This window comes from Shigella flexneri 2a str. 301, assembly GCF_000006925.2.
Lineage (GTDB): Bacteria > Pseudomonadota > Gammaproteobacteria > Enterobacterales > Enterobacteriaceae > ECMA0423.
Map to the genome: position 1 here is coordinate 1 of NC_004337.2, position 24684 is coordinate 24684.

Annotated in this window: 24 protein-coding genes, 1 pseudogene and 2 other annotated features; of the genes and pseudogenes, 16 read left to right on the forward strand and 9 right to left on the reverse strand. The window is 51.3% G+C overall.

The features are described 5' to 3' along the window. Positions 1 to 189 precede the first annotated feature (189 nt). The 5 genes from thrL to SF0005 all read left to right on the forward strand — a co-directional run bounded on the left by thrL (position 190) and on the right by SF0005 (position 5529). Positions 190 to 255 (forward strand): thr operon leader peptide, encoded by a 66-nt coding sequence (gene thrL, locus SF0001; protein NP_705961.1) that lies wholly within the window; start codon positions 190 to 192, stop codon positions 253 to 255. A gap of 80 nt (positions 256 to 335) precedes the next feature. Continuing rightward, complete coding sequence (thrA, locus tag SF0002) at positions 336 to 2798, forward strand: bifunctional aspartokinase I/homoserine dehydrogenase I (protein ID NP_705962.2); 2463 nt, start codon at positions 336 to 338, stop codon at positions 2796 to 2798. 1 nt (position 2799) lies between these two features. Continuing rightward, on the forward strand, positions 2800 to 3732 hold the full coding sequence (gene thrB, locus SF0003; RefSeq protein ID NP_705963.1) for a homoserine kinase: 933 nt from the start codon (positions 2800 to 2802) through the stop codon (positions 3730 to 3732). Next, positions 3733 to 5019, forward strand: coding sequence for a threonine synthase (gene thrC, locus SF0004; protein ID NP_705964.1), 1287 nt, complete (start codon positions 3733 to 3735; stop codon positions 5017 to 5019). 222 nt (positions 5020 to 5241) lie between these two features. Beyond that, positions 5242 to 5529 carry a hypothetical protein gene (locus SF0005; RefSeq protein ID NP_705965.2) on the forward strand — a complete coding sequence of 96 codons (288 nt, stop codon included), beginning with the start codon at positions 5242 to 5244 and terminating at the stop codon, positions 5527 to 5529. Positions 5530 to 5681: 152 nt separating this feature from the next. On the opposite strand, the gene yaaA is transcribed toward SF0005, so the two are convergent. Both yaaA and yaaJ read right to left on the reverse strand, forming a co-directional pair. Beyond that, entirely contained in the window at positions 5682 to 6458 is a 777-nt protein-coding gene (gene yaaA / locus SF0006) for a hypothetical protein (protein NP_705966.1), read from the reverse strand. Between the two features lie 69 nt (positions 6459 to 6527). Then, positions 6528 to 7958 (reverse strand) — a sequence feature (Similar to Escherichia coli K12 inner membrane transport protein gi: 1786188 (477 aa). BLAST with identity of 98% in 476 aa. This CDS contains an in-frame stop codon. The sequence has been checked and is believed to be correct.). After that, positions 6528 to 7958: pseudogene (yaaJ, locus tag SF0007) on the reverse strand. (Overlaps the previous feature by 1431 nt.) 115 nt (positions 7959 to 8073) lie before the next feature. Between yaaJ and SF0008 the strand changes: the two are divergent. The 3 genes from SF0008 (at position 8074) to mogA (ending at position 9892) form a co-directional block, all read left to right on the forward strand. After that, positions 8074 to 8358 (forward strand): hypothetical protein, encoded by a 285-nt coding sequence (locus SF0008; RefSeq protein NP_705967.1) that lies wholly within the window; start codon positions 8074 to 8076, stop codon positions 8356 to 8358. Then, a complete protein-coding gene (gene talB, locus SF0009) occupies positions 8237 to 9190 on the forward strand; it encodes a transaldolase B (RefSeq protein ID NP_705968.2) in 954 nt (317 codons plus the stop codon). The genes SF0008 and talB overlap by 122 nt, the downstream gene beginning before the upstream one ends. Before the next feature lie 114 nt (positions 9191 to 9304). Further along, positions 9305 to 9892, forward strand: coding sequence for a molybdenum cofactor biosynthesis protein MogA (gene mogA, locus SF0010; RefSeq protein ID NP_705969.2), 588 nt, complete (start codon positions 9305 to 9307; stop codon positions 9890 to 9892). 34 nt (positions 9893 to 9926) lie between these two features. On the opposite strand, the gene yaaH is transcribed toward mogA, so the two are convergent. The 3 genes from yaaH to yaaI form a co-directional block, all read right to left on the reverse strand. After that, on the reverse strand, positions 9927 to 10493 hold the full coding sequence (yaaH, locus tag SF0011) for a hypothetical protein (RefSeq protein NP_705970.1): 567 nt from the start codon (positions 10491 to 10493) through the stop codon (positions 9927 to 9929). A gap of 148 nt (positions 10494 to 10641) precedes the next feature. Continuing rightward, positions 10642 to 11355 carry a hypothetical protein gene (locus SF0012; RefSeq protein ID NP_705971.1) on the reverse strand — a complete coding sequence of 238 codons (714 nt, stop codon included), beginning with the start codon at positions 11353 to 11355 and terminating at the stop codon, positions 10642 to 10644. Positions 11356 to 11380: 25 nt separating this feature from the next. Then, entirely contained in the window at positions 11381 to 11785 is a 405-nt protein-coding gene (gene yaaI, locus SF0013; protein NP_705972.1) for a hypothetical protein, read from the reverse strand. Positions 11786 to 12161: 376 nt separating this feature from the next. Here yaaI and dnaK point away from each other — a divergent pair, with 376 nt between their 5' ends. Together dnaK and dnaJ are read left to right on the forward strand one after the other, a co-directional pair. Then, positions 12162 to 14078, forward strand: coding sequence for a molecular chaperone DnaK (gene dnaK, locus SF0014; RefSeq protein NP_705973.1), 1917 nt, complete (start codon positions 12162 to 12164; stop codon positions 14076 to 14078). Between the two features lie 88 nt (positions 14079 to 14166). Further along, positions 14167 to 15297: a molecular chaperone DnaJ gene (gene dnaJ, locus SF0015; RefSeq protein NP_705974.2), complete on the forward strand. Its 1131-nt coding sequence runs from the start codon at positions 14167 to 14169 to the stop codon at positions 15295 to 15297. 103 nt (positions 15298 to 15400) lie between these two features. Here dnaJ and SF0015a read toward each other — a convergent pair whose 3' ends face one another. After that, entirely contained in the window at positions 15401 to 15553 is a 153-nt protein-coding gene (locus SF0015a) for a hypothetical protein (RefSeq protein YP_008439227.1), read from the reverse strand. A gap of 586 nt (positions 15554 to 16139) precedes the next feature. Between SF0015a and nhaA the strand changes: the two genes are divergently transcribed. Then, on the forward strand, positions 16140 to 17306 hold the full coding sequence (gene nhaA / locus SF0016) for a pH-dependent sodium/proton antiporter (protein ID NP_705975.1): 1167 nt from the start codon (positions 16140 to 16142) through the stop codon (positions 17304 to 17306). 65 nt (positions 17307 to 17371) lie between these two features. Next, positions 17372 to 18271 (forward strand): transcriptional activator NhaR, encoded by a 900-nt coding sequence (gene nhaR, locus SF0017; protein ID NP_705976.2) that lies wholly within the window; start codon positions 17372 to 17374, stop codon positions 18269 to 18271. Between the two features lie 397 nt (positions 18272 to 18668). Further along, positions 18669 to 19436: a mobile genetic element, on the reverse strand. Here nhaR and insB read toward each other — a convergent pair. The 3 genes from insB to rpsT form a co-directional block, all read right to left on the reverse strand. After that, positions 18684 to 19079: an insertion element IS1 protein InsB gene (gene insB / locus SF0018; protein ID NP_705977.1), complete on the reverse strand. Its 396-nt coding sequence runs from the start codon at positions 19077 to 19079 to the stop codon at positions 18684 to 18686. It overlaps the preceding feature by 396 nt. Next, the gene (gene insA / locus SF0019; protein NP_705978.1) at positions 19106 to 19381 is read right to left on the reverse strand and encodes an insertion element IS1 protein InsA; all 276 of its coding nucleotides are present in this window, start codon (positions 19379 to 19381) and stop codon (positions 19106 to 19108) included. Its footprint lies within the feature at positions 18669 to 19436. Positions 19437 to 19769: 333 nt before the next feature. Beyond that, the gene (rpsT, locus tag SF0020) at positions 19770 to 20033 is read right to left on the reverse strand and encodes a 30S ribosomal protein S20 (RefSeq protein ID NP_705979.5); all 264 of its coding nucleotides are present in this window, start codon (positions 20031 to 20033) and stop codon (positions 19770 to 19772) included. A gap of 102 nt (positions 20034 to 20135) precedes the next feature. Between rpsT and SF0020a the strand changes: the two genes are divergently transcribed. Genes SF0020a through lspA form a run of 4 tightly spaced genes read left to right on the forward strand, consistent with a single transcriptional unit; the run spans position 20136 to position 24656 of the window. Then, positions 20136 to 20354 carry a hypothetical protein gene (locus SF0020a; protein ID YP_008439228.1) on the forward strand — a complete coding sequence of 73 codons (219 nt, stop codon included), beginning with the start codon at positions 20136 to 20138 and terminating at the stop codon, positions 20352 to 20354. 7 nt (positions 20355 to 20361) lie between these two features. Then, positions 20362 to 21303, forward strand: a complete 942-nt coding sequence (ribF, locus tag SF0021; RefSeq protein ID NP_705980.1) for a bifunctional riboflavin kinase/FMN adenylyltransferase — start codon at positions 20362 to 20364, stop codon at positions 21301 to 21303. A 42-nt stretch (positions 21304 to 21345) separates the two neighbouring features. Then, a complete protein-coding gene (gene ileS, locus SF0022; RefSeq protein NP_705981.1) occupies positions 21346 to 24162 on the forward strand; it encodes an isoleucyl-tRNA synthetase in 2817 nt (938 codons plus the stop codon). Continuing rightward, positions 24162 to 24656, forward strand: a complete 495-nt coding sequence (gene lspA / locus SF0023) for a lipoprotein signal peptidase (protein NP_705982.1) — start codon at positions 24162 to 24164, stop codon at positions 24654 to 24656. Before ileS ends, lspA begins: the two co-directional genes overlap by 1 nt. Positions 24657 to 24684 lie beyond the last annotated feature (28 nt).

Genomic DNA, 24684 nt, shown 5'->3' on the forward strand with positions numbered 1-24684 from the left:
AGCTTTTCATTCTGACTGCAACGGGCAATATGTCTCTGTGTGGATTAAAAAAAGAGTGTCTGATAGCAGCTTCTGAACTGGTTACCTGCCGTGAGTAAATTAAAATTTTATTGACTTAGGTCACTAAATACTTTAACCAATATAGGCATAGCGCACAGACAGATAAAAATTACAGAGTACACAACATCCATGAAACGCATTAGCACCACCATTACCACCACCATCACCATTACCACAGGTAACGGTGCGGGCTGACGCGTACAGGAAACACAGAAAAAAGCCCGCACCTGACAGTGCGGGCTTTTTTTTCGACCAAAGGTAACGAGGTAACAACCATGCGAGTGTTGAAGTTCGGCGGTACATCAGTGGCAAATGCAGAACGTTTTCTGCGTGTTGCCGATATTCTGGAAAGCAATGCCAGGCAGGGGCAGGTGGCCACCGTCCTCTCTGCCCCCGCCAAAATCACCAACCACCTGGTGGCGATGATTGAAAAAACCATTAGCGGCCAGGATGCTTTACCCAATATCAGCGATGCCGAACGTATTTTTGCCGAACTTTTGACGGGACTCGCCGCCGCCCAGCCGGGGTTCCCGCTGGCGCAATTGAAAACTTTCGTCGATCAGGAATTTGCCCAAATAAAACATGTCCTGCATGGCATTAGTTTGTTGGGGCAGTGCCCGGATAGCATCAACGCTGCGCTGATTTGCCGTGGCGAGAAAATGTCGATCGCCATTATGGCCGGCGTGTTAGAAGCGCGTGGTCACAACGTTACCGTTATCGATCCGGTCGAAAAACTGCTGGCAGTGGGGCATTACCTCGAATCTACCGTCGATATTGCTGAGTCCACCCGCCGTATTGCGGCAAGCCGCATTCCGGCTGATCACATGGTGTTGATGGCAGGTTTCACCGCCGGTAATGAAAAAGGCGAACTGGTGGTGCTTGGACGTAACGGTTCCGACTACTCCGCGGCGGTGCTGGCTGCCTGTTTACGCGCCGATTGTTGCGAGATTTGGACGGACGTTGACGGGGTCTATACCTGCGACCCGCGTCAGGTGCCCGATGCGAGGTTGTTGAAGTCGATGTCCTACCAGGAAGCGATGGAGCTTTCCTACTTCGGCGCTAAAGTTCTTCACCCCCGCACCATTACCCCCATCGCCCAGTTCCAGATCCCTTGCCTGATTAAAAATACCGGAAATCCTCAAGCACCAGGTACGCTCATTGGTGCCAGCCGTGATGAAGACGAATTACCGGTCAAGGGCATTTCCAATCTGAATAACATGGCAATGTTCAGCGTTTCCGGCCCGGGGATGAAAGGGATGGTTGGCATGGCGGCGCGCGTCTTTGCTGCAATGTCACGCGCCCGTATTTCCGTGGTGCTGATTACGCAATCATCTTCCGAATACAGTATCAGTTTCTGCGTTCCACAAAGCGACTGTGTGCGAGCTGAACGGGCAATGCAGGAAGAGTTCTACCTGGAACTGAAAGAAGGCTTACTGGAGCCGCTGGCGGTGACGGAACGGCTGGCCATTATCTCGGTGGTAGGTGATGGTATGCGCACCTTGCGTGGGATCTCGGCGAAATTCTTTGCCGCGCTGGCCCGCGCCAATATCAACATTGTCGCCATTGCTCAGGGATCTTCTGAACGCTCAATCTCTGTCGTGGTAAATAACGATGATGCGACCACTGGCGTGCGCGTTACTCATCAGATGCTGTTCAATACCGATCAGGTTATCGAAGTGTTTGTGATTGGCGTCGGTGGCGTTGGCGGTGCGCTGCTGGAGCAACTGAAGCGTCAGCAAAGCTGGCTGAAGAATAAACATATCGACTTACGTGTCTGCGGCGTTGCCAACTCGAAGGCTCTGCTCACTAGTGTGCATGGCCTTAATCTGGAAAACTGGCAGGAAGAACTTGCACAAGCCAAAGAGCCGTTTAATCTCGGGCGCTTAATTCGCCTCGTGAAAGAATATCATCTGCTGAACCCGGTCATTGTTGACTGCACCTCCAGCCAGGCAGTGGCGGATCAATATGCCGACTTCCTGCGCGAAGGTTTCCACGTTGTCACGCCGAACAAAAAGGCCAACACCTCGTCGATGGATTACTATCATCAGTTGCGTTATGCGGCGGAAAAATCGCGGCGTAAATTCCTCTATGACACCAACGTTGGGGCTGGATTACCGGTTATTGAGAACCTGCAAAATCTGCTCAATGCAGGTGATGAATTGGTGAAGTTCTCCGGCATTCTTTCAGGTTCGCTTTCTTATATCTTCGGCAAGTTAGACGAAGGCATGAGTTTCTCCGAGGCGACCACGCTGGCGCGGGAAATGGGTTATACCGAACCGGACCCGCGAGATGATCTTTCTGGTATGGATGTGGCGCGTAAACTATTGATTCTCGCTCGTGAAACGGGACGTGAACTGGAGCTGGCGGATATTGAAATTGAACCTGTGCTGCCCGCAGAGTTTAACGCCGAGGGTGATGTTGCCGCTTTTATGGCGAATCTGTCACAGCTCGACGATCTCTTTGCCGCGCGCGTGGCGAAGGCCCGTGATGAAGGAAAAGTTTTGCGCTATGTTGGCAATATTGATGAAGATGGTGTCTGCCGCGTGAAGATTGCCGAAGTGGATGGGAATGATCCGCTGTTCAAAGTGAAAAATGGCGAAAACGCCCTGGCCTTTTATAGCCACTATTATCAGCCGCTGCCGTTGGTGCTGCGCGGATATGGTGCGGGCAATGACGTTACCGCTGCCGGTGTCTTTGCCGATCTGCTACGTACCCTCTCATGGAAGTTAGGAGTCTGACATGGTTAAAGTTTATGCCCCGGCTTCCAGTGCCAATATGAGCGTCGGGTTTGATGTGCTCGGGGCGGCGGTGGCACCCGTTGATGGTGCATTGCTCGGAGATGTAGTCACGGTTGAGGCGGCAGAGACATTCAGTCTCAACAACCTCGGACGCTTTGCCGATAAGCTGCCGTCAGAACCACGGGAAAATATCGTTTATCAGTGCTGGGAGCGTTTTTGCCAGGAGCTTGGCAAGCAAATTCCAGTGGCGATGACTCTGGAAAAGAATATGCCGATCGGTTCGGGCTTAGGCTCCAGCGCCTGTTCGGTGGTCGCGGCGCTGATGGCGATGAATGAACACTGCGGCAAGCCGCTTAATGACACTCGTTTGCTGGCTTTGATGGGCGAGCTGGAAGGACGTATCTCCGGCAGCATTCATTACGACAACGTGGCACCGTGTTTTCTTGGTGGTATGCAGTTGATGATCGAAGAAAACGACATCATCAGCCAGCAAGTGCCAGGGTTTGATGAGTGGCTGTGGGTGCTGGCGTATCCGGGAATTAAAGTCTCGACGGCAGAAGCCCGGGCTATTTTACCGGCGCAGTATCGCCGCCAGGATTGCATTGCGCACGGGCGACATCTGGCTGGCTTCATTCACGCCTGCTATTCCCGTCAGCCTGAGCTTGCCGCGAAGCTGATGAAAGATGTTATCGCTGAACCCTACCGTGAACGGTTACTGCCTGGCTTCCGGCAGGCGCGGCAGGCGGTCGCGGAAATCGGCGCGGTAGCGAGCGGTATCTCCGGCTCCGGCCCGACCTTGTTCGCTCTATGTGACAAGCCGGATACCGCCCAGCGCGTTGCCGACTGGTTGGGTAAGAACTACCTGCAAAATCAGGAAGGTTTTGTTCATATTTGCCGGCTGGATACGGCGGGCGCACGAGTACTGGAAAACTAAATGAAACTCTACAATCTGAAAGATCACAACGAGCAGGTCAGCTTTGCGCAAGCCGTAACCCAGGGGTTGGGCAAAAATCAGGGGCTGTTTTTTCCGCACGACCTGCCGGAATTCAGCCTGACTGAAATTGATGAGATGCTGAAGCTGGATTTTGTCACCCGCAATGCGAAGATCCTCTCGGCGTTTATTGGTGATGAAATCCCACAGGAAATCCTGGAAGAGCGCGTGCGCGCGGCGTTTGCCTTCCCGGCTCCGGTCGCCAATGTTGAAAGCGATGTCGGTTGTCTGGAATTGTTCCACGGGCCAACGCTGGCATTTAAAGATTTCGGCGGTCGCTTTATGGCACAAATGCTGACCCATATTGCGGATGATAAGCCAGTGACCATTCTGACCGCGACCTCCGGTGATACCGGAGCTGCAGTGGCTCATGCTTTCTACGGTTTGCCGAATGTGAAAGTGGTTATCCTCTATCCACGAGGCAAAATCAGTCCACTGCAAGAAAAACTGTTCTGTACGTTGGGCGGCAATATCGAAACTGTTGCCATCGACGGCGATTTCGATGCCTGTCAGGCGCTGGTGAAGCAGGCGTTTGATGATGAAGAACTGAAAGTGGCGCTGGGGTTAAACTCGGCTAACTCGATTAACATCAGCCGTTTGCTGGCGCAGATTTGCTACTACTTTGAAGCTGTTGCGCAGCTGCCGCAGGAGGCGCGCAACCAGCTGGTTGTCTCGGTGCCAAGCGGAAACTTCGGCGATTTGACGGCGGGTCTGCTGGCGAAGTCATTCGGTCTGCCGGTGAAACGTTTTATTGCTGCGACCAACGTGAACGATACCGTGCCACGTTTCCTGCACGACGGTCAGTGGTCACCCAAAGCGACTCAGGCGACGTTATCCAACGCGATGGACGTGAGTCAGCCGAACAACTGGCCGCGTGTGGAAGAGTTGTTCCGCCGCAAAATCTGGCAACTGAAAGAGCTGGGTTATGCAGCCGTGGATGATGAAACCACGCAACAGACAATGCGTGAGTTAAAAGAACTGGGCTACACCTCGGAGCCGCACGCTGCCGTAGCGTATCGTGCGCTGCGTGACCAGTTGAATCCAGGCGAATATGGCTTGTTCCTCGGCACCGCGCATCCGGCGAAATTTAAAGAGAGCGTGGAAGCGATTCTCGGTGAAACGTTGGATCTGCCAAAAGAGCTGGCAGAACGTGCTGATTTACCCTTGCTTTCACATAATCTGCCCGCCGATTTTTCTGCGTTGCGTAAATTGATGATGAATCATCAGTAAAATCTATTCATTATCTCAATCAGGCCGGGTTTGCTTTTATGCAGCCCGGCTTTTTTATGAAGAAATTATGGAGAAAAACGACAGGGAAAAAGGAGAAATTATCAATAAATGCGGTAACTTAGAGATTAGGATTGCGGAGAATAACAACCGTCGTTCTCATCGCGTAATCTCCGGATATCGACCCATAACGGGCAATGATAAAAGGAGTAACCTGTGAAAAAGATGCAATCTATCGTACTCGCACTTTCCCTGGTTCTGGTCGCTCCCATGGCAGCACAGGCTGCGGAAATTACGTTAGTCCCGTCAGTAAAATTACAGATAGGCGATCGTGATAATCGTGGCTATTACTGGGATGGAGGTCACTGGCGCGACCACGGCTGGTGGAAACAACATTATGAATGGCGAGGCAATCGCTGGCACCCACACGGACCGCCGCCACCGCCGCGCCACCATAAGAAAGCTCCTCATGATCATCACGGCGGTCATGGTCCAGGCAAACATCACCGCTAAATGACAAATGCCGGGTAACAATCCGGCATTCAGCGCCTGATGCGACGCTGGCGCGTCTTATCAGGCCTACGTTAATTCTGCAATATATTGAATCTGCATGCTTTTGTAGGCCGGATAAGGCGTTCACGCCGCATCCGGCATTGACTACAAACTTAACGCTGCTCGTAGCGTTTAAACACCAGTTCGCCATTGCTGGAGGAATCTTCATCAAAGAAGTAACCTTCGCTATTAAAACCAGTCAGTTGCTCTGGTTTGGTCAGCCGATTTTCAATAATGAAACGACTCATCAGACCGCGTGCTTTCTTAGCGTAGAAGCTGATGATCTTAAATTTGCCGTTCTTCTCATCGAGGAACACCGGCTTGATAATCTCGGCATTCAATTTCTTCGGCTTCACCGATTTAAAATACTCATCTGACGCCAGATTAATCACCACATTATCGCCTTGTGCTGCGAGCGCCTCGTTCAGCTTGTTGGTGATGATATCTCCCCAGAATTGATACAGATCTTTCCCTCGGGCATTCTCAAGACGGATCCCCATTTCCAGACGATAAGGCTGCATTAAATCGAGCGGGCGCAGTACGCCATACAAGCCGGAAAGCATTCGCAAATGCTGTTGGGCAAAATCGAAATCGTCTTCGCTGAAGGTTTCGGCCTGCAAGCCGGTGTAGACATCACCTTTAAACGCCAGAATCGCCTGGCGGGCATTCGCCGGCGTGAAATCTGGCTGCCAGTCATGAAAGCGAGCGGCGTTGATACCCGCCAGTTTGTCGCTGATGCGCATCAGCGTGCTAATCTGCGGAGGCGTCAGTTTCCGCGCTTCATGGATCAACTGCTGGGAATTGTCTAACAGCTCCGGCAGCGTATAGCGCGTGGTGGTCAACGGGCTTTGGTAATCAAGCGTTTTCGCAGGTGAAATAAGAATCAGCATATCCAGTCCTTGCAGGAAATTTATGCCGACTTTAGCAAAAAAAGAGAATGAGTTGATCGATAGTTGTGATTACTCCTGCGAAACATCATCCCACGCGTCCGGAGAAAGCTGGCGACCGATATCCGGATAACGCAACGGATCAAACACCGGGCGCACGCCGAGTTTACGCTGGCGTAGATAATCACTGGCAATGGTATGAACCACAGGCGAGAGCAGTAAAATGGCGGTCAAATTGGTAATAGCCATGCAGGCCATTATGATATCTGCCAGTTGCCACATCAGCGGAAGGCTTAGCAAGGTGCCGCCGATGACCGTTGCGAAGGTGCAGATCCGCAAACACCAGATCGCTTTAGGGTTGTTCAGGCGTAAAAAGAAGAGATTGTTTTCGGCATAAATGTAGTTGGCAACGATGGAGCTGAAGGCAAACAGAATAACCACGAGGGTAACAAATTCAGCACCCTAGGAACCCATTAGCACCCGCATCGCCTTCTGGATAAGCTGAATACCTTCCAGCGGCATGTAGGTTGTGCCGTTACCCGCCAGTAATATCAGCATGGCGCTTGCCGTACAGATGACCAGGGTGTCGATAAAAATGCCAATCATCTGGACAATCCCTTGTGCTGCCGGATGCGGAGGCCAGGATGCAGCTGCCGCTGCCGCGTTTGGCGTCGATCCCATTCCCACCTCATTGGAAAACATACTGCGCTGAAAACCGTTAGTAATCGCCTGGCTTAAGGTATATCCCGCCGCGCCGCCTGCCGCTTCCTGCCAGCCAAAAGCACTCTCAAAAATAGACCAAATGACGTGGGGAAGTTGCCCGATATTTATTACGCAAATCACCAGGCTGGTCAGTACCCAGATTATCGCCATCAACGGGACAAACCCCTGCATGAGCCGGGCGACGCCATGAAGACCACGAGTGATTGCCAGCAGAGCAAAGACAGCGAGAATAATGCCCGTCACCAGCGGAGGAAAATCAAAAGAAAAACTCAGGGCTCGGGCAACGGCGTTCGCCTGAACTCCGCTGAAAATTATGCCGTAGGCGATGAGCAAAAAGACGGCGAACAGAACGCCCATCCAGCGCATCCCCAGCCCGCGCGCCATATACCATGCCGGTCCGCCACGAAACTGCCCATTGACGTCACGTTCTTTATAAAGTTGTGCAAGGGAACATTCGGCAAACGAGGTCGCCATGCCGATAAACGCAGCAACCCACATCCAAAAGACGGCACCTGGTCCACCGGCGGTAATTGCCAGCGCAACGCCGGCCAGGTTGCCGCTACCCACGCGCGCCGCAAGACTGGTACACAATGACTGAAATGAGGTTAAACCGCCTGGCTGTGGATGAATGCTATTTTTAAGACTTTTGCCAAACTGGCGGATGTAGCGAAACTGCACAAATCCGGTGCGAAAAGTGAACCAACAACCTGCGCCGAAGAGCAGGTAAATCATTACCGATCCCCAAAGGACGCTGTTAATAAAGGAGAAAAAATCTGGCATGCATATCCCTCTTATTGCCGGTCGCGATGACTTTCCTGTGTAAACGTTACCAATTGTTTAAGAAGTATATACGCTACGAGGTACTTGATAACTTCTGCGTAGCATACATGAGGTTTTGTATAAAAATGGTGGGCGATATCAACGCAGTGTCAGAAATCCGAAACAGTCTCGCCTGGCGATAACCGTCTTGTCGGCGGTTGCGCTGACGTTGCGTCGTGATATCATCAGGGCAGACCGGTTACATCCCCCTAACAAGCTGTTTAAAGAGAAATACTATCATGACGGACAAATTGACCTCCCTTCGTCAGTACACCACCGTAGTGGCCGACACTGGGGACATCGCGGCAATGAAGCTGTATCAACCGCAGGATGCCACAACCAACCCTTCTCTCATTCTTAACGCAGCGCAGATTCCGGAATACCGTAAGTTGATTGATGATGCTGTCGCCTGGGCGAAACAGCAGAGCAACGATCGCGCGCAGCAGATCGTGGACGCGACCGACAAACTGGCAGTAAATATTGGTCTGGAAATCCTGAAACTGGTTCCGGGCCGTATCTCAACTGAAGTTGATGCGCGTCTTTCCTATGACACTGAAGCGTCAATTGCGAAAGCAAAACGCCTGATCAAACTCTACAACGATGCAGGTATTAGCAACGATCGTATTCTGATCAAACTGGCTTCTACCTGGCAGGGTATCCGTGCTGCAGAACAGCTGGAAAAAGAAGGTATCAACTGTAACCTGACCCTGCTGTTCTCCTTCGCTCAGGCTCGTGCTTGTGCGGAGGCGGGCGTGTTCCTGATCTCGCCGTTTGTTGGCCGTATTCTTGACTGGTACAAAGCGAATACCGATAAGAAAGAGTACGCTCCGGCAGAAGATCCGGGCGTGGTTTCTGTATCTGAAATCTACCAGTACTACAAAGAGCACGGTTATGAAACCGTGGTTATGGGCGCAAGCTTCCGTAACATCGGCGAAATTCTGGAACTGGCAGGCTGTGACCGTCTGACCATCGCACCGGCACTGCTGAAAGAGCTGGCGGAGAGCGAAGGGGCTATCGAACGTAAACTGTCTTACACCGGCGAAGTGAAAGCGCGTCCGGCGCGTATCACTGAGTCCGAGTTCCTGTGGCAGCACAACCAGGATCCAATGGCAGTAGATAAACTGGCGGAAGGTATCCGTAAGTTTGCTATTGACCAGGAAAAACTGGAAAAAATGATCGGCGATCTGCTGTAATCATTCTTAGCGTGACCGGGAAGTCGGTCACGCTACCTCTTCTGAAGCCTGTCTGTCACTCCCTTCGCAGTGTATCATTCTGTTTAACGAGATTGTTTAAACGGAAAAATCTTGATGAATACTTTACGTATTGGCTTAGTTTCCATCTCTGATCGCGCATCCAGCGGCGTTTATCAGGATAAAGGCATTCCAGCGCTGGAAGAATGGCTGACATCGGCGCTAACCACGCCGTTTGAACTGGAAACCCGCTTAATCCCCGATGAGCAGGCGATCATCGAGCAAACGTTGTGTGAGCTGGTGGATGAAATGAGTTGCCATCTGGTGCTCACCACGGGCGGAACTGGCCCGGCGCGTCGTGACGTAACGCCCGATGCGACGCTGGCAGTAGCGGACCGCGAGATGCCTGGCTTTGGTGAACAGATGCGCCAGATCAGCCTGCATTTTGTACCAACTGCGATCCTTTCGCGTCAGGTGGGCGTGATTCGCAAACAGGCGCTGATCCTTAACTTACCCGGTCAGCCGAAGTCTATTAAAGAGACGCTGGAAGGTGTGAAGGACGCTGAGGGTAACGTTGTGGTGCATGGTATTTTTGCCAGCGTACCGTACTGCATTCAGTTGCTGGAAGGGCCATACGTTGAAACGGCACCAGAAGTGGTTGCTGCATTCAGACCGAAGAGTGCAAGACGCGACGTTAGCGAATAAAAAAATCCCCCCGAGCGGGGGGATCTCAAGACAATTAGTGGGATTCACCAATCGGCAGAACGGTGCGACCAAACTGCTCGTTCAGCACTTCACCCATCGCCAGATAGATTGCGCTGGCACCGCAGATCAGACCAATCCAGCCGGCAAAGTGGATGATCGCGGCATTACCGGCAATGTTACCGATCGCCAGCAGGGCAAACAGCACGGTCAGGCTAAAGAAAACGAATTGCAGGACGCGCGCGCCTTTCAGAGTGCCGAAGAACATAAACAGCGTAAATACGCCCCACAGACCCAGGTAGACACCAAGGAACTGTGCATTTGGCGCATCGGTCAGACCCAGTTTCGGCATCAGCAGAATCGCAACCAGCGTCAGCCAGAAAGAACCGTAAGAGGTGAATGCGGTTAAACCGAAAGTGTTGCCTTTTTTGTACTCCAGCAGACCAGCAAAAATTTGCGCGATGCCGCCGTAGAAAATGCCCATGGCAAGAATAATACCGTCCAGAGCGAAATAACCCACGTTGTGCAGGTTAAGCAGAATGGTGGTCATGCCGAAGCCCATCAGGCCCAGCGGTGCCGGATTAGCCAACTTAGTGTTGCCCATAATTCCTCAAAAATCATCATCGAATGAATGGTGAAATAATTTCCCTGAATAACTGTAGTGTTTTCAGGGCGCGGCATAATAATCAGCCAGTGGGGCAGTGTCTACGATCTTTTGAGGGGAAAATGAAAATTTTCCCCGGTTTCCGGTATCAGACCTGAGTGGCGCTAACCATCCGGCGCAGGCAGGCGATTTGCAGTACGGCTGGAATCGTCACGCGATAGGTGCTGCCGCTGACCGCTTTAACCCCATTTAATGCTGCGCCCACAGGGCCTCCCAGCCCCGCGCCGCGCAGCAAACCATGCCCAAGTACGCTCATTGCTGCGTGGGTGCGTAAAATGCGGGTCAGTTGGCTGGAAAGCAAATGCGACACACCTTTTGCCAATAATTTGTCTTTCATCAGCAGCGGCAGCAGCTCTTCCAGCTCATTCACCCTGGCATCGACCGCGTGCAGAAACTCCTGCTTATGTTCCTCGTCCATTTTCTTCCAGGTATTACGCAGAAATTGTTCCAGTAACTGTTGCTCAATTTCAAACGTAGACATCTCTTTGTCGGCTTTCAGCTTCAATCGCTTTGAAACATCGAGCAAAATGGCCCGATACAATTTACCGTGTCCGCGCAGTTTGTTGGCGATACTATCGCCACCAAAATGCTGTAATTCTCCGGCAATCAGCTGCCAGTTGCGGCGATGTTGCTCGGGATGCCCTTCCATCGATTTAAACAGTTCGTTGCGCATCAGTATGCTGGAGAGGCGAGTTTTGCCTTTTTCATTATGGGTGAGCAATCGGGCGAAATTTGCCAACTGTTCCTCACTACAATGCTGAAGAAAATCCAGATCTGAATCATTCAGGTAATTAACATTCATTTTTTGTGGCTTCTATATTCTGGCGTTAGTCGTCGCCGATAATTTTCAGCGTGGCCATATCCGATGAGTTCACCGTATGACCGGAAAAGGTGATTTTTGAGACGCAGCGTTTATTGTCGTTATCGCTGTTAATGTTGATCCAGTCAGTGGTTTGCCCTTCTTTTATTTCTGAAGGAATATTCAGGCTCTGACTGGCGCTACGGGCGGCTTTGAAATAAACCGATGCACCACTTAACTGTAAATCGCCATGGTCGGCAGAGAGTTGTATGCGTTTCACAATGCGACAAACAGGAAGTTTCAGCGCCAGATCGTTGGTTTCGTTACGCGGCATTGCAATGACGCCGAGGAGTTTATGGTCGTTTGCCTGCGCCGTGCAGCACAGCATCAGGCTAATCGCCAGGCTGGCGGAAATCGTAAAAACGGATTTCATAAGGATTCTCTTAGTGGGAAGAGGTAGGGGGATGAATACCCACTAGTTTACTGCTGATAAAGAGAAGATTCAGGCACGTAATCTTTTCTTTTTATTACAATTTTTTGATGAACGCCTTGGCTGCGATTCATTCTTTATATGAATAAAATTGCTGTCAATTTTACGTCTTGTCCTGCCATATCGCGAAATTTCTGCGCAAAAGCACAAAAAATTTTTGCATCTCCCCCTTGATGACGTGGGTTACGACCCCATTTAGTAGTCAACCGCAGTGAGTGAGTCTGCAAAAAAATGAAATTGGGCAGTTGAAACCAGACGTTTCGCCCCTATTACAGACTCACAACCACATGATGACCGAATATATAGTGGAGACGTTTAGATGGGTAAAATAATTGGTATCGACCTGGGTACTACCAACTCTTGTGTAGCGATTATGGATGGCACCATTCCTCGCGTGCTGGAGAACGCCGAAGGCGATCGCACCACGCCTTCTATCATTGCCTATACCCAGGATGGTGAAACTCTGGTTGGTCAGCCGGCTAAACGTCAGGCAGTGACGAACCCGCAAAACACCCTGTTTGCGATTAAACGCCTGATTGGCCGCCGCTTCCAGGACGAAGAAGTACAGCGTGATGTTTCCATCATGCCGTTCAAAATTATTGCTGCTGATAACGGCGACGCATGGGTCGAAGTTAAAGGCCAGAAAATGGCACCGCCGCAGATTTCTGCTGAAGTGCTGAAAAAAATGAAGAAAACCGCTGAAGATTACCTGGGTGAACCGGTAACTGAAGCTGTTATCACCGTACCGGCATACTTTAACGATGCTCAGCGTCAGGCAACCAAAGACGCAGGCCGTATCGCTGGTCTGGAAGTAAAACGTATCATCAACGAACCGACCGCAGCTGCGCTGGCTTACGGTCTGGACAAAGGCACTGGCAACCGTACTATCGCGGTTTATGACCTGGGGGGTGGTACTTTCGATATTTCTATTATCGAAATCGACGAAGTTGACGGCGAAAAAACCTTCGAAGTTCTGGCAACCAACGGTGATACCCACCTGGGTGGTGAAGACTTCGACAGCCGTCTGATCAACTATCTGGTTGAAGAATTCAAGAAAGATCAGGGCATTGACCTGCGCAACGATCCGCTGGCAATGCAGCGCCTGAAAGAAGCGGCAGAAAAAGCGAAAATCGAACTGTCTTCCGCTCAGCAGACCGACGTTAACCTGCCATACATCACTGCAGACGCGACCGGTCCGAAACACATGAACATCAAAGTGACTCGTGCGAAACTGGAAAGCCTGGTTGAAGATCTGGTAAACCGTTCCATTGAGCCGCTGAAAGTTGCACTGCAGGATGCTGGCCTGTCCGTATCTGATATCGACGACGTTATCCTCGTTGGTGGTCAGACTCGTATGCCAATGGTTCAGAAGAAAGTTGCTGAGTTCTTTGGTAAAGAGCCGCGTAAAGACGTTAACCCGGACGAAGCTGTAGCAATCGGTGCTGCTGTTCAGGGTGGTGTTCTGACTGGTGACGTAAAAGACGTACTGCTGCTGGACGTTACCCCGCTGTCTCTGGGTATCGAAACCATGGGCGGTGTGATGACGACGCTGATCGCGAAAAACACCACTATCCCGACCAAGCACAGCCAGGTGTTCTCTACCGCTGAAGACAACCAGTCTGCGGTAACCATCCATGTGCTGCAGGGTGAACGTAAACGTGCGGCTGATAACAAATCTCTGGGTCAGTTCAACCTAGATGGTATCAACCCGGCACCGCGCGGCATGCCGCAGATCGAAGTTACCTTCGATATCGATGCTGACGGTATCCTGCACGTTTCCGCGAAAGATAAAAACAGCGGTAAAGAGCAGAAGATCACCATCAAGGCTTCTTCTGGTCTGAACGAAGATGAAATCCAGAAAATGGTACGCGACGCAGAAGCTAACGCCGAAGCTGACCGTAAGTTTGAAGAGCTGGTACAGACTCGCAACCAGGGCGACCATCTGCTGCACAGCACCCGTAAGCAGGTTGAAGAAGCAGGCGACAAACTGCCGGCTGACGACAAAACTGCTATCGAGTCTGCGCTGACTGCACTGGAAACTGCTCTGAAAGGTGAAGACAAAGCCGCTATCGAAGCGAAAATGCAGGAACTGGCACAGGTTTCCCAGAAACTGATGGAAATCGCCCAGCAGCAACATGCCCAGCAGCAGACTGCCGGTGCTGATGCTTCTGCAAACAACGCGAAAGATGACGATGTTGTCGACGCTGAATTTGAAGAAGTCAAAGACAAAAAATAATCGCCCTATAAACGGGTAATTATACTGACACGGGCGAAGGGGAATTTCCTCTCCGCCCGTGCATTCATCTAGGGGCAATTTAAAAAAGATGGCTAAGCAAGATTATTACGAGATTTTAGGCGTTTCCAAAACAGCGGAAGAGCGTGAAATCAGAAAGGCCTACAAACGCCTGGCCATGAAATACCACCCGGACCGTAACCAGGGTGACAAAGAGGCCGAGGCGAAATTTAAAGAGATCAAGGAAGCTTATGAAGTTCTGACCGACTCGCAAAAACGTGCGGCATACGATCAGTATGGTCATGCTGCGTTTGAGCAAGGAGGCATGGGCGGCGGTGGTTTTGGCGGCGGCGCAGACTTCAGCGATATTTTTGGTGACGTTTTCGGCGATATTTTTGGCGGCGGACGTGGTCGTCAACGTGCGGCGCGCGGTGCTGATTTACGCTATAACATGGAGCTCACCCTCGAAGAAGCTGTACGTGGCGTGACCAAAGAGATCCGCATTCCGACTCTGGAAGAGTGTGACGTTTGCCACGGTAGCGGTGCAAAACCAGGTACACAGCCGCAGACCTGTCCGACCTGTCATGGTTCTGGTCAGGTGCAGATGCGCCAGGGATTCTTCGCTGTACAGCAGACCTGTCCACACTGTCAGGGCCGCGGTACGCTGATCAAAGATCCGTGCAACAAATGTCATGGTCATGGTCGTGTTGAGCGCAGCAAAACGCTGTCCGTTAAAATCCCGGCAGGGGTGGACACTGGAGACCGCATCCGTCTTGCGGGCGAAGGTGAAGCGGGCGAGCATGGCGCACCGGCAGGCGATCTGTACGTTCAGGTTCAGGTTAAACAGCACCCGATTTTCGAGCGTGAAGGCAACAACCTGTATTGCGAAGTCCCGATCAACTTCGCTATGGCGGCGCTGGGTGGCGAAATCGAAGTACCGACCCTTGATGGTCGCGTCAAACTGAAAGTGCCTGGCGAAACCCAGACCGGTAAGCTATTCCGTATGCGCGGTAAAGGCGTCAAGTCTGTCCGCGGTGGCGCACAGGGTGATTTGCTGTGCCGCGTTGTCGTCGAAACACAAATAGGCCTGGACGAAAAGGACAAACAGCTGCTGCACGAGCTGCACGAAAGCTACGGTGGCCCAACCGGCGAGCACAACAGCCCGCGCTCAAAGAGCTTCTTTGATGGTGTGAAGAAGTTTTTTGACGACCTGACCCGCTAACCTCCCCAAAAGCCTGCCCGTGGGCAGGCCTGGGTAAAAATAGGGTGCGTTGAAGATATGCGAGCACCTGTAAAGTGGCGGGGATCACTCCCCGCCGTTGCTCTTACTCGGATTCGTAAGCCGTGAAAACAGCAACCTCCGTCTGGCCAGTTCGGATGTGAACCTCACAGAGGTCTTTTCTCGTTACCAGCGCCGCCACTACGGCGGTGATACAGATGACGATCAGGGCGACAATCATCGCCTTATGCTGCTTCATTGCTCTCTTCTCCTTGACCTTACGGTCAGTAAGAGGCACTCTACATGTGTTCAGCATATAGGAGGCCTCGGGTTGATGGTAAAATATCACTCGGGGCTTTTCTCTATCTGCCGTTCAGCTAATGCCTGAGACAGACAGCCTCAAGCACCCGCCGCTATTATATCGCTCTCTTTAACCCATTTTGTTTTATCGATTCTAATCCTGAAGACGCCTCGCATTTTTGTGGCGTAATTTTTTAATGATTTAATTATTTAACTTTAATTTATCTCTTCATCGCAATTATTGACGACAAGCTGGATTATTTTTGAAATATTGGCCTAACAAGCATCGCCGACTGACAACAAATTAATTATTACTTTTCCTAATTAATCCCTCAGGAATCCTCACCTTAAGCTATGATTATCTGGGCTTAGGGTCACTCGTGAGCGCTTACAGCCGTCAAAAACGCATCTCACCGCTGATGGCGCAAATTCTTCAATGGCTCGTAAAAAAACGAATTATTCCTACACTATAATCTGATTTTAACGATGATTCGTGCGGGGTAAAATAGTAAAAACGATCTATTCACCTGAAAGAGAAATAAAAAGTGAAACATCTGCATCGATTCTTTAGCAGTGATGCCTCGGGAGGCATTATTCTTATCATTGCCGCTATCCTGGCGATGATTATGGCCAACAGCGGCGCAACCAGTGGATGGTATCACGACTTTCTGGAGACGCCGGTTCAGCTCCGGGTTGGTTCACTCGAAATCAACAAAAACATGCTGTTATGGATAAATGATGCGCTGATGGCGGTATTTTTCCTGTTAGTCGGTCTGGAAGTTAAACGTGAACTGATGCAAGGATCGCTAGCCAGCTTACGCCAGGCCGCATTTCCAGTTATCGCCGCTATTGGTGGGATGATTGTGCCGGCATTACTCTATCTGGCTTTTAACTATGCCGATCCGATTACCCGCGAAGGGTGGGCGATCCCGGCGGCTACTGACATTGCTTTTGCACTTGGTGTACTGGCGCTGTTGGGAAGTCGTGTTCCGTTAGTGCTGAAGATCTTTTTGATGGCTCTGGCTATTATCGACGATCTTGGGGCCATCATTATCATCGCATTGTTCTACACTAATGACTTATCGATGGCCTCCCTTGGCGTCGCGGCTGTAGCAATTGCGGTACTCGCGGTATTGAATCTGTGTGGTGTACGCCGCACGGGCGTCTATATTCTTGTTGGCGTGGTGTTGTGGACTGCGGTGTTGAAATCGGGGGTTCACGCAACTCTGGCGGGGGTAATTGTCGGCTTCTTTATTCCTTTGAAAGAGAAGCATGGGCGTTCTCCAGCGAAGCGACTGGAGCATGTGTTGCACCCGTGGGTGGCGTATCTGATTTTGCCGCTGTTTGCATTTGCTAATGCTGGCGTTTCACTGCAAGGCGTCACGCTGGATGGCTTGACCTCCATTCTGCCATTGGGGATCATCGCTGGCTTGCTGATTGGCAAACCGCTGGGGATTAGTCTGTTCTGCTGGTTGGCGCTGCGTTTGAAACTGGCGCATCTGCCTGAGGGAACGACTTATCAGCAAATTATGGTGGTGGGGATCCTGTGCGGTATCGGTTTTACTATGTCTATCTTTATTGCCAGCCTGGCCTTTGGTAGCGTAGATCCAGAACTGATTAACTGGGCGAAACTCGGTATCCTGGTCGGTTCTATCTCTTCGGCGGTAATTGGATACAGCTGGTTACGCGTTCGTTTGCGTCCATCAGTTTGACAGGACGGTTTACCGGGGAGCCATAAACGGCTCCCTTTTCATTGTTATCAGGGAGAGAAATGAGCATGTCTCATATCAATTACAACCACTTGTATTACTTCTGGCATGTCTATAAAGAAGGTTCCGTGGTTGGCGCAGCGGAGGCGCTTTATTTAACTCCACAAACCATTACCGGACAGATTCGAGCGCTGGAAGAGCGCCTGCAAGGCAAATTATTTAAACGCAAGGGACGTGGTCTCGAACCCAGCGAGCTGGGAGAACTGGTCTATCGCTATGCCGATAAAATGTTCACCTTAAGCCAGGAAATGCTGGATATTGTGAACTATCGCAAAGAATCCAATTTATTGTTTGACGTTGGCGTGGCTGATGCACTTTCCAAACGCCTGGTCAGTAGCGTACTTAACGCCGCAGTGGTAGAAGGCGAGCCCATTCATCTTCGCTGCTTCGAATCCACCCACGAAATGCTGCTGGAGCAATTAAGTCAGCATAAACTGGATATGATCATTTCTGACTGTCCGATAGACTCTACGCAGCAGGAAGGCCTGTTCTCCGTGAGAATTGGCGAATGTGGCGTGAGTTTCTGGTGTACAAATCCACCACCAGAAAAACCGTTCCCGGCTTGTCTGGAAGAACGGCGACTTTTGATTCCTGGGCGACGTTCAATGTTAGGGCGCAAATTGCTTAACTGGTTTAACTCCCAGGGATTAAACGTAGAAATCCTCGGCGAGTTTGATGATGCCGCTTTGATGAAAGCTTTTGGTGCGATGCACAATGCAATCTTCGTTGCCCCAACGCTTTATGCATATGACTTTTATGCCGATAAAACTGTCGTAGAAATTGGTCGCGTCGAGAATGTGATGGAAGAGTACCATGCTATTTTTGCTGAGCGGATGATTCAGCACCCGGCGGTACAGCGAATCTGCAATACGGATTATTCTGCGCTTTTTAGTCCAGCGGTGCGTTAATCGGCAGCTCCCCCAAAGTTAAGGTGGGGGAGATAGATTAGTTGTACATTACCACGATTTTGACTCGGCTCATTATTTGCCCGCTTGAGACATTGTTTCCATATGTACGCGGGCGAATAAATAGAGGAATCTGATTACTTCCTTCATGGGGATGCTGAAAAGAGTAGTAATTGCTTTTACCATACTGGATTTCATTCGTACCATCATTGGAGAGTTGAAAGCCTATTTGACCCGCACCGTCCTCACTGTTTTCTAACTCATTTTTTAATATGCTGGTTCCTGACTCCTGTATCGTCACTGGTTCAAAGTAATATTCAACGTCACTGGGTTCAAAAACTAATTCACCTTGCTCGCCCTGGATGCAGTCAAATCTTATATGATGAAACTGATAATTTTCGGTAATGACTCCAACTTACTGATAGTGTTTTATGTTCAGATAATGCCCGATGACCTTGTCATGCAGCTCCACCGATTTTGAGAACGACAGTGACTTCCGTACCAGCCTTGCCAGATGTTGTCTCAGATTCAGATTATGTCGCTCAATGCGCTGAGTGTAACGCTTGCTGATAACGTGCAGCTTTCCCTTCAGGCGTGATTCATACAGCGGCCAGCCATCCGTCATCCATACCACGACCTCAAAGGCCGACAGCAGGCTCAGAAAACGCTCCAGTGTGGCCAGAGTGCGTTCACCGAAGACGTGCGCCACAACCGTCCTCCGTATCCTGTCATACGCGTAAAACAGCCAGCGCTGACGTGATTTAGCACCGACGTAGCCCCAATGTTCGTCCATTTCAGCGCAGACAATCACATCACTGCCCGGTTGTATGCGCGAGGTTACCGACTGCGGCCTGAGTTTTTTAAGTGACGTAAAACCGTGTTGAGGCCAACGCCCATAATGCGTGCACTGGCGCGACATCCGACGCCATTCATGGCCATATCAATGATTTTCTGGTGCGTACCGGGCTGAGAGGCGGTGTAAGTGAACTGTAGTTGCCATGTTTTACGGCAATGAGAGCAGAGATAGCGCTGATGTCCGGCAGTGCTTTTGCCGTTACGCACCACGCCTTCAGTAGCGGAGCAGGAAGGACATCTGATGGAAATGGAAGCCACGCAAGCACCTTAAAATCACCATCATACACTAAATCAGTAAGTTGGCAGCATTACCTACAAGGTCTAATGAGGAGATATTTATGAATGGTTAAAGTATATAGGAATTTAATTCAAAAATAGAGTGGTCTTAAGTTTAATACCTCAATGTGTATCACAATATCCATATTCTTTGTGGGGGAGTCTGGAGATTGAGTAGATATTCTTGTTCAGAATGTATCAGCCGATGGTTCTACGATTCTTAAGCCACGAAGAGTTCAGATAGTACAACGGCATGTCTCTTTTGACTATCTGGCAACCGGCAGTGTGTTCTCTCACGCATCACAAAAGCAGCAGGCATAAAAAAACCCGCTTGCGCGGGCTTTTTCACAAAGCTTCAGCAAATTGGCGATTAAGCCAGTTTGTTGATCTGTGCAGTCAGGTTAGCCTTATGACGTGCAGCTTTGTTTTTGTGGATCAGACCTTTAGCAGCCTGACGGTCCACGATCGGTTGCATTTCGTTAAATGCTTTCTGTGCAGCAGCTTTGTCGCCAGCTTCGATAGCTGCGTCTCCTTTCTTGATGAAAGGACGCATCATAGAGCGACGGCTTGCGATTATCTTACGAGCCTTTTCAGACTGAATGGCGCGCTTCTTAGCTGATTTGATATTAGCCAAGGTCCAACTCCCAAATGTGTTCTATATGGACAATTCAAAGGCCGAGGAATATGCCCTTTTAGCCTTCTTTTGTCAATGGATTTGTGCAAATAAGCGCCGTTAATGTGCCGGCACTCGTTACGTAGTGATGGCGCAGGATTCTACCAGCTTGCGGGGTGTGAATACAGCTTTTCCGCGATAAAAATTGCAGCAGGCGGTCAGTTTCTTCCCGTGATTTGCTCCATGGCAATGAAAAGCCACTTCTTTCTGATTTCGGTACTCAATCGCCGGTTAACCTTGACCGCTGTACAAGGTATACTCGGACGATTTTCACTGTTTTGAGCCAGACATGAAGCTGATACGCGGCATACATAATCTCAGCCAGGCCCCGCAAGAAGGGTGTGTGCTGACTATTGGTAATTTCGACGGCGTGCATCGCGGTCATCGCGCGCTGTTACAGGGCTTGCAGGAAGAAGGGCGCAAGCGCAACTTACCGGTGATGGTGATGCTTTTTGAACCTCAACCACTGGAACTGTTTGCTACCGATAAAGCCCCGGCAAGACTGACCCGGCTGCGGGAAAAACTGCGTTACCTTGCAGAGTGTGGCGTTGATTACGTGCTGTGCGTGCGTTTCGACAGGCGTTTTGCGGCGTTAACCGCGCAAAATTTCATCAGCGATCTTTTGGTGAAGCATTTGCGCGTAAAATTTCTTGCCGTAGGTGATGATTTCCGCTTTGGCGCTGGTCGTGAAGGCGATTTCTTGTTATTACAGAAAGCTGGCATGGAATACGGCTTCGATATCACCAGTACGCAAACTTTTTGCGAAGGTGGTGTGCGTATCAGCAGCACCGCCGTGCGTCAGGCGCTGGCTGATGACAATCTGGCTCTGGCAGAAAGTTTACTGGGGCACCCGTTTGCCATCTCCGGGCGTGTAGTCCACGGTGATGAATTAGGGCGCACTATAGGTTTCCCGACGGCGAATGTACCGCTACGCCGTCAGGTTTCCCCGGTGAAAGGGGTTTATGCGGTAGAAGTGCTGGGCCTCGGTGAAAAGCCGTTACCCGGCGTGGCAAACATCGGAACACGCCCAACGGTTGCCGGTATTCGCCAGCAGCTGGAAGTGCATTTGTTAGATGTTGCAATGGACCTTTACGGTCGCCATATACAAGTAGTGCTGCGTAAAAAAATACGCAATGAGCAGCGATTTGCGTCGCTGGACGAACTGAAAGCGCAGATTGCGCGTGATGAATTAACCGCCCGCGAATTTTTTGGGCTAACAAAACCGGCTTAAGCCTGTTATGTAATCAAACCGAAACACGGAACCGAGAATCTGATGAGTGACTATAAATCAACCCTGAATTTGCCGGAAACAGGGTTCCCGATGCGTGGCGATCTCGCCAAGCGCGAACCGGGAATGCTGGCGCGTTGGACTGATGATGATCTGTACGGCATCATCCGTGCGGCTAAAAAAGGCAAAAAAACCTTCATTCTGCATGATGGCCCTCCTTATGCGAATGGCAGCATTCATATTGGTCACTCGGTTAACAAGATTCTGAAAGACATTATCGTGAAGTCCAAAGGGCTTTCCGGTTATGACTCGCCGTATGTGCCTGGCTGGGACTGCCACGGTCTGCCGATCGAGCTGAAAGTAGAGCAAGAATACGGTAAGCCGGGTGAGAAATTCACCGCCGCCGAGTTCCGCGCCAAGTGCCGCGAATACGCGGCGACCCAGGTTGACGGTCAACGCAAAGACTTTATCCGTCTGGGCGTGCTGGGCGACTGGTCGCACCCGTATCTGACTATGGACTTCAAAACTGAAGCCAACATCATCCGCGCGCTGGGCAAAATCATCGGCAATGGTCACCTGCACAAAGGCGCGAAGCCGGTGCACTGGTGCGTAGACTGCCGTTCTGCACTGGCAGAAGCGGAAGTTGAGTATTACGACAAAACTTCTCCGTCCATTGACGTCGCTTTCCAGGCGGTCGATCAGGATGCGCTGAAAGCGAAATTTGGCGTAAGCAACGTTAACGGCCCAATCTCGCTGGTGATCTGGACCACTACGCCGTGGACTCTGCCTGCGAACCGCGCAATCTCTATTGCACCTGATTTCGACTATGCGCTGGTGCAGATCGACGGTCAGGCCGTGATTCTGGCGAAAGATCTGGTTGAAAGCGTAATGCAGCGTATCGGCGTGACCGATTACACCATTCTCGGCACGGTAAAAGGTGCAGAGCTTGAGCTGCTGCGCTTTACCCATCCGTTTATGGGCTTCGACGTTCCGGCAATCCTCGGCGATCACGTTACCCTGGATGCCGGTACCGGTGCCGTTCACACCGCGCCTGGCCACGGCCCGGACGACTATGTGATCGGTCAGAAATACGGCCTGGAAACCGCTAACCCGGTTGGCCCGGACGGCACTTATCTGCCGGGCACTTATCCGACGCTGGATGGCGTGAACGTCTTCAAAGCGAACGACATCGTCGTTGCGCTGCTGCAGGAAAAAGGCGCGCTGCTGCACGTTGAGAAAATGCAGCACAGCTATCCGTGCTGCTGGCGTCACAAAACGCCGATCATCTTCCGCGCGACACCGCAGTGGTTCGTCAGCATGGATCAGAAAGGTCTGCGTGCGCAGTCACTGAAAGAGATCAAAGGCGTGCAGTGGCTCCCGGACTGGGGCCAGGCGCGTATCGAGTCGATGGTTGCTAACCGTCCTGACTGGTGTATCTCCCGTCAGCGCACCTGGGGCGTACCGATGTCACTGTTCGTGCACAAAGACACGGAAGAGCTGCATCCGCGTACCCTCGAACTGATGGAAGAAGTGGCTAAACGCGTTGAAGTTGACGGCATCCAGGCGTGGTGGGATCTCGATGCGAAAGAGATCCTCGGCGACGAAGCTGACCAGTATGTGAAAGTGCCGGATACTCTCGACGTATGGTTTGACTCCGGATCTACCCACTCTTCTGTTGTTGACGTGCGTCCGGAATTTGCCGGTCACGCAGCGGACATGTATCTGGAAGGTTCTGACCAGCACCGTGGTTGGTTCATGTCTTCCCTAATGATCTCCACCGCGATGAAAGGCAAAGCGCCGTATCGTCAGGTACTGACCCACGGCTTTACCGTGGATGGTCAGGGTCGCAAGATGTCTAAATCCATCGGCAACACCGTTTCGCCGCAGGATGTGATGAACAAACTGGGCGCGGATATTCTGCGTCTGTGGGTGGCATCAACCGACTACACCGGTGAAATGGCCGTTTCTGACGAGATCCTGAAACGTGCTGCCGATAGCTATCGTCGTATCCGTAACACCGCGCGCTTCCTGCTGGCAAACCTGAATGGTTTTGATCCAGCAAAAGATATGGTGAAACCGGAAGAGATGGTGGTACTGGATCGCTGGGCCGTAGGTTGTGCGAAAGCGGCACAGGAAGACATCCTCAAGGCGTACGAAGCATACGATTTCCACGAAGTGGTACAGCGTCTGATGCGCTTCTGCTCCGTTGAGATGGGTTCCTTCTACCTCGACATCATCAAAGACCGTCAGTACACCGCCAAAGCGGATAGCGTGGCGCGTCGTAGCTGCCAGACTGCGCTGTATCACATCGCTGAAGCGCTGGTGCGCTGGATGGCACCAATCCTCTCCTTCACCGCTGATGAAGTGTGGGGCTATCTGCCGGGCGAACGTGAAAAATACGTCTTCACCGGTGAGTGGTACGAAGGCCTGTTTGGTCTGGCAGACAGTGAAGCAATGAACGATGCGTTCTGGGACGAGCTGTTGAAAGTGCGTGGCGAAGTGAACAAAGTCATTGAGCAAGCGCGTGCCGACAAGAAAGTGGGTGGCTCGCTGGAAGCGGCAGTAACCTTGTATGCAGAACCGGAACTGGCGGCGAAACTGACCGCGCTGGGCGATGAATTACGATTTGTCCTGTTGACCTCCGGCGCTACCGTTGCAGACTATAACGACGCACCTGCTGATGCTCAGCAGAGCGAAGTACTCAAAGGGCTGAAAGTCGCGTTGAGTAAAGCCGAAGGTGAGAAGTGCCCACGCTGCTGGCACTACACCCAGGATGTCGGCAAGGTGGCGGAACACGCAGAAATCTGCGGCCGCTGTGTCAGCAACGTCGCCGGTGACGGTGAAAAACGTAAGTTTGCCTGATGAGTCAATCGATCTGTTCAACAGGGCTACGCTGGCTGTGGCTGGTGGTAGTCGTGCTGATTATCGATCTGGGCAGCAAATACCTGATCCTCCAGAACTTTGCTCTGGGGGATACGGTCCCGCTGTTCCCGTCGCTTAATCTGCATTATGCGCGTAACTATGGCGCGGCGTTTAGTTTCCTTGCCGATAGCGGCGGCTGGCAGCGTTGGTTCTTTGCCGGTATTGCGATTGGTATTAGCGTGCTCCTGGCAGTGATGATGTATCGCTCGAAGGCCACGCAGAAGCTAAACAATATCGCTTACGCGCTGATTATTGGCGGCGCGCTGGGCAACCTGTTCGACCGCCTGTGGCACGGCTTCGTTGTCGATATGATCGACTTCTACGTCGGCGACTGGCACTTCGCCACCTTCAACCTTGCCGATACTGCCATTTGTGTCGGTGCGGCACTGATCGTGCTGGAAGGGTTTTTACCTTCCAAAGCGAAAAAACAATAATAAATCCTGCCGGATGCGCGTTTTCAAC